The 5205-nt window shown below is 64.7% G+C and carries 4 protein-coding genes and 1 pseudogene; all 5 read right to left on the reverse strand.

What is annotated here, in order from left to right; genetic code table 11:
- Positions 1–792: cytochrome c oxidase assembly protein (locus AC1DMG_RS19450; RefSeq protein ID WP_477180939.1), on the reverse strand; the 792-nt coding region annotated here is incomplete at its 3' end.
- 101 nt (positions 793–893) lie between these two features.
- Positions 894–2792, reverse strand: a complete 1899-nt coding sequence (locus AC1DMG_RS19455) for a GldG family protein (protein ID WP_441604196.1) — start codon at positions 2790–2792, stop codon at positions 894–896.
- Complete coding sequence (locus tag AC1DMG_RS19460) at positions 2789–3523, reverse strand: ABC transporter permease subunit (protein ID WP_441604197.1); 735 nt, start codon at positions 3521–3523, stop codon at positions 2789–2791. The genes AC1DMG_RS19455 and AC1DMG_RS19460 overlap by 4 nt, the downstream gene beginning before the upstream one ends.
- The gene (locus AC1DMG_RS19465) at positions 3520–4452 is read right to left on the reverse strand and encodes an ABC transporter ATP-binding protein (protein WP_046970580.1); all 933 of its coding nucleotides are present in this window, start codon (positions 4450–4452) and stop codon (positions 3520–3522) included. Before AC1DMG_RS19465 ends, AC1DMG_RS19460 begins: the two co-directional genes overlap by 4 nt.
- Positions 4453–4608: 156 nt before the next feature.
- Positions 4609–5205: pseudogene (locus tag AC1DMG_RS19470) on the reverse strand (SRPBCC family protein); the annotation flags it as partial.

The raw sequence follows: 5205 nt of genomic DNA on the forward strand, positions 1-5205 counted from the left end.
CCGCAACCATTGGCGCATCGCCAGCAGCCCACCGATGGATTCGATCAAGGCCGCCGGCACCCACATGATCACGCCGCCCACCAGCTGCGCGGTGAGCACGTTGAAAGTGAAGGCGCGGCCGCAGATTTCGAAGATCGGATAAAGGTCGGTCTTGGAGAAGGTGACGATGGCGCCGGCCAGGATCTGCGGCGTCATGGTGATGCCAGGCGACAGCACGCGGATGCCCGGCGTCATGCGGCCCGGTGGACGCGGCCGATGGTCGAGAACCAGCCACCAGTAGGTGAATCCGCTGGCCAGCATCGACCAGTTCATGAAGCGATAGATGCGCCAATCGAGCATGGCGAGCGTCTGCATCGACGGGATCAGCCAGACCAGGATGAACGCGACGAACAGCACCGTGGCCACCGCCGGGTTGCACCACACCGCACTCGCCATACGCCACGGCGCCGAACGCCGGATGGGATGCAGCAGGCGCAGGCGCCATGCGAACGGCAGGCCTTTGTGCAGCACCGTGCCGGGATACGAGGCAATGATCAGCAGGGGCGCCAGATGGTGCAGCAGGATCTGCTGGATGCGATGCATGAAGAACTCATGCTCGAAGAAGTAATCCAGATAGGTGTGCAGCGACACATAGATCAGCGCCATGCCCGTCCAGAACGACAGGCGGCGGCCAAAGCTCACCGGCAGGCGACGGCAGCCGCGCACATACAGCACGCAGCAGGCGATAAAGCCGAGCAGGAACACCCAGGAAAACTCCCAGGGCACGATCCACTTGAGCACGCTATCGATCATCGAACGTACCGGACCGTATCAGTGGCGACCAGCCATCATACGCGCCGTCCCGGACGCATCCACGGCAAGCGGCTGCGACACTTCAGCACTGCCTGTCACCTTCACGCGCGCCGCCTGCTGCGCCGCGAGCGACGCCAGCCATAGAGCAGGCCGATCACCGTCACCAGCGCCGGGATCAGCACGATATTGATGAACTTCAGGCGCAGGCCGAGCGCGTCGATCTCGGCGTTGAACTGGTGCTGCACATCGCGCAATTCCTTGTTGATCGCCAGCTGGCGCTGCAGGAACTGTTCGATCTCGGCGCGCTGCTCGGGACTGGCGGTGTCGCCCCGCCCTGCCGCCTTGGCCGGCTGCAGTTCGCTCAGGCGGGTACGCGTGACGGCAAGTTCGCGTTGCAGCTCCTGCTTCTTGGCCAGGTATTTCTGGTCGGCCGCGCTTTGCAAGGCGAGCACGCGCGTGAAGGGCCGCTGCGAACTCACCCGGCCATGGATGGAGAGCAGCGCCGAGGAACCACTGAGGTTATCGGCGATATTGGTGATCAGGTCGCCGTTGTTGGCGATCGCGCTCAACTGCGGCTGGCCCAGCAGGCTTTGCGCGTACGACACCCACAGGCGATCGCTCAGCAGGTCGGTATCAGCCACCAGGATCACTTCYGCATTGCCGACGCCCGGCACGTGCCCCTTCTGGCCGGCGCGTTCCGGGAAGGCGCTGGGAAACTGTCCGCGCACGCGTGCGGCGATCACATAGTGCAGGTTGTCGGGCTTGTAGTTGTCCAGCAGCCCGGCCGGGTTGTTGAGCGACTCGCGCACGCGCTCGCTCGACACCACCTCGGCATCCGTCGTCGACTGCATCAGTGGCTGCAGGCGCGAGGTGGTGCCCGGCGCGAGGTCGAAATAACCCACGCTGGACACATTGATGCGCTGCAGGCTCGCTGTGGTCACGTCATCGTGGTTGAGCTCCTGCTGGCCCAGGCCGAGCATTGCCGGATGGCTCATGGAGCTATTGTCGGCCAGTTCGATGCGCAGCGCGCGCGAACGGTCGAGCACCACTTTTTGCGGATCGTATTGCACGCCCCAGGCATCGAACAGGCGCGACAGATTCGAGTTGTGGTCGTCGGTGACGCCGCTGCTGTCGATGAACGGCGTGTTGTCCATCTCGGCCACCGGGTCCACGAACACCACCAGATGACCGCCGTTGAGCACGTATTGATCGATCGCGTACAGCGCATCGGCCGGCATGTGCTTGGGATGGATCACCAGCAACGCCTTGATGTCGGCGTCGATGTGGGTCAGCTTGCTCGGGTCGAACGACTTCACGTCGAACTGCTGGCCCAGCTGACGCATCACGGCCCACGGCTCCTCGCCGATCACCGGATTGCCCTGCACCGGCAGGCTGCTGATCACGCCGATATGCGGCTTGGACGGCTGGTCCAGCTCGTACAGCAGCTTGGCAATGTCGTATTCGAGGAAGGTTTCGCGCGATGGATCGAACAGCGCAATCGACTGCACCTTGGTGGGCAAGTGCGTCTCGCCGTCGCCATCGCCGTCCGCGTTCGAAGGCAGCGTGCTGCCCACCAGGCCGAAAAACACGCGCTCGCCGTTGGTGCCGCCGCTGATGGGCGACAAGCCATAGCCTTCCGCGCTGGCCTCGTCATCGGAATACGGCACGGGGTCGACAATCTGCAGGCGCAGGCGGCCATGCGCGCGCGCCACCATCTCCTGCAACATCTCGGCCACGCGCTGCTCATAGCTGCGCAGCTGCGGCAGGTCGCGCGTGGCATGGCTGGAGAAATAAAGCGTCAGGCGCAGCGGCGCATGCAGCCCATCCACGATATGCACGGTGCCCGGCGTCAGCGTGTAGAGCTTGTCCGAGGTAAGGTCGATGCGCCCCATGCGCCAGCGGCTGCTGGCAAGCACGAAAGTCACGAACACGATCGCCAGCAGCACCAGGGCCGCCGACAACACGGCGCGACGACTGAAATGGATGCGCCGCATGCTCATGGCGTCCTTTTCAGGTCGAGCGTGAGTACGCCGGCGATGAGCCAGGCAGCCATGCTCGCCACGAAGTACAACAAGTCACGCAGGTCGAGCACGCCACGCGAGATCGCTTCGAAGTGACGCACCATGCTCAAGTGCGCGAGGCCGTTCACCAGCTTGCGCGGCAACGCGCCCTGGAAAAACTCCATCACCTGCGGCTGCCCCACCAGGATCAGCAGGAAACACACCACCAGGGTCAGCACAAAGGCCACCACCTGGCTCTGCGTCACGGCGGACAAAGACGCGCCGATGGCGAGGAACGCCCCGGCCATCAGCCAGCTGCCGATATAGCCGGCGAGGATCACGCCGTTGTCAGGCGAGCCGAGATAATTGACGGTGATCCAGATCGGCAAGGTCAACACCAGCGCCAATCCTATGAACAGCCACGCGGCGAGGAACTTGCCCAGCATCGCCTGCGCCAGCGTCAACGGCAGGCTCATCAGCAATTCCAGCGTGCCGCCCTTGGCTTCTTCGGCCCACATGCGCATCGACACGGCAGGCACCAGCACCAGATAAAGCCACGGATGCATCACGAAGAAGGGCTGCAGGTCCGCCTGATTGCGTTCGTAGAAATCGCCCGCGTAAAACGTGAGGATGCCCGACAGCACCAGGAAGATCACCAGGAACACATACGCCACCGGCGTCACGAAATAGCTGCGCAGCTCACGGCGTGTCACCGCTGCGATCGGACTCATTCGCGGTTCTCCGCGCCGGTGGTGATCTGGCGGAACACTTCGTCGAGTCGGCCGCGTTCGAGCTGGATCTCCGACACTTCGAGCCCTTGCTGACGCAGCAGCGTCTCCACCGGTTCAAGGATGCGTTCACCCGGACGCGGAAACACGGTGATGCGACCGTCCATCGGATCGACCTCGATCGAGGACACCTGCGGCAGCCGCCCAAGCATTTCCTGCGATACGCCGCTGCCCGGCGCGCTGAAGGACACAGCGCCGTGATAGCGCGAGCGCGATTCGAGCTCGGCCGGCGTGGCATCCACCATCAGGCGGCCGTTGGCGATGATCACCACGCGATTGCACAAGGCGTGCACTTCCTCCAGCAAATGCGTGGAGATCAGGATGGTGCGATCGCGCGCCATCTGGTCGATCAGCTGGCGCACCGTGTGCTTCTGGTTGGGATCCAGACCATCGGTGGGCTCGTCGAGCATCAGCACCTGCGGGTTGTGCACGATCGCCTGGGCCAGGCCCACGCGGCGCTTGAGACCCTTGGACAAGGTATCGATGCACTGGTCGAGCACGCTCTCCAGTTGCAGCCCGCCAACCACGCGATCGAAGCGCCGCGAGCCCTCGTCGCGCTGCAAGCCACGCATGCGGATGATGAAGGACAGAAATTCGCGCACGGTCAGCTCGCCATAGCTAGGCGCGCCCTCCGGCAGATAGCCCAGCGCGCGCTTGGCCTTCAGCGGCTCCTTGCGCACGTCGTAGCCGCACACGCGCGCCGTGCCCGAGCTGGGCTCGAGGAAGCCCGCGATCATGCGCATGGCGGTGGTCTTGCCGGCGCCGTTGGGGCCCAGCAGCCCGAGCACCTGGCCCGGTTCGGCGCGGAAACTCAGCGAGTCCACCGCCGTGAGGGCACCATAGCGTCGAGTGAGCAGTTCGGTTTCGATCATGTCCTGTGGAGTCAGTCGCGTGCAAGTGCTGCGCGCATGGCTGCGGGATCGACCCGCACTGTAACCGAAAGTTCGCCCGGCCCGGCCCGCGCAGGGCCTGAAAATGAAAAGGCCCTTCCGAAGAAGGGCCCTTTCGAAGCTTGCCGCCGGAGCGACTTACTTGCCGGCGCTGGCGGCGCTGGCCGGAGCGGCGGTGCTGGACGAGGCCGGAGCCTGGTCGCTGCCGGTGTCGTCGAGCGACGGCGGCTTGATGCCCGCAGCCTGTTCCGGGGTCTGGTCCGGAGCCCAGCTCAGCGGCAGGTACACGTCGAACTCGGCGTACTGCGTGACCTGGTCGCCCTGCTTCACTTCCGGCTTGGCTTCGATGTCGTAGAAGCGATTGGTCACTTCGTCGAACTTGTAGCCGTGGGTCTGGGCATAGGCCTTCATCAGGTCGCGGGTCTGCGGCACGCCAGCGGCGGTACCGTTCCACACGGCCTTGAGGGCCGGGCCACCGAAGGCCAGATAAGCACGCACATCGTTGTCGACGATCAGGCGGCCGAAGCGGTCATGACCACCCGGAGTCGTGTCGCCGGCGGTGCTGCTCGCATCGGCGCTGGTGCTGGCCGCGGCGGCGTTGAGGTCCGGCGCCTTGGCGGYCACCAGCTCGACGGTCTGGCCGGCAACGTTCAGGCTCGTCGCGCTGATCGGCATGGCCACGTCGAACGAGTAGTTCTGGTCGCCGTAGTTGGTGGTGTAGATGATGCGCGGACC

The sequence above is a fragment of the Dyella sp. 01N36 genome (genome assembly GCF_056399745.1).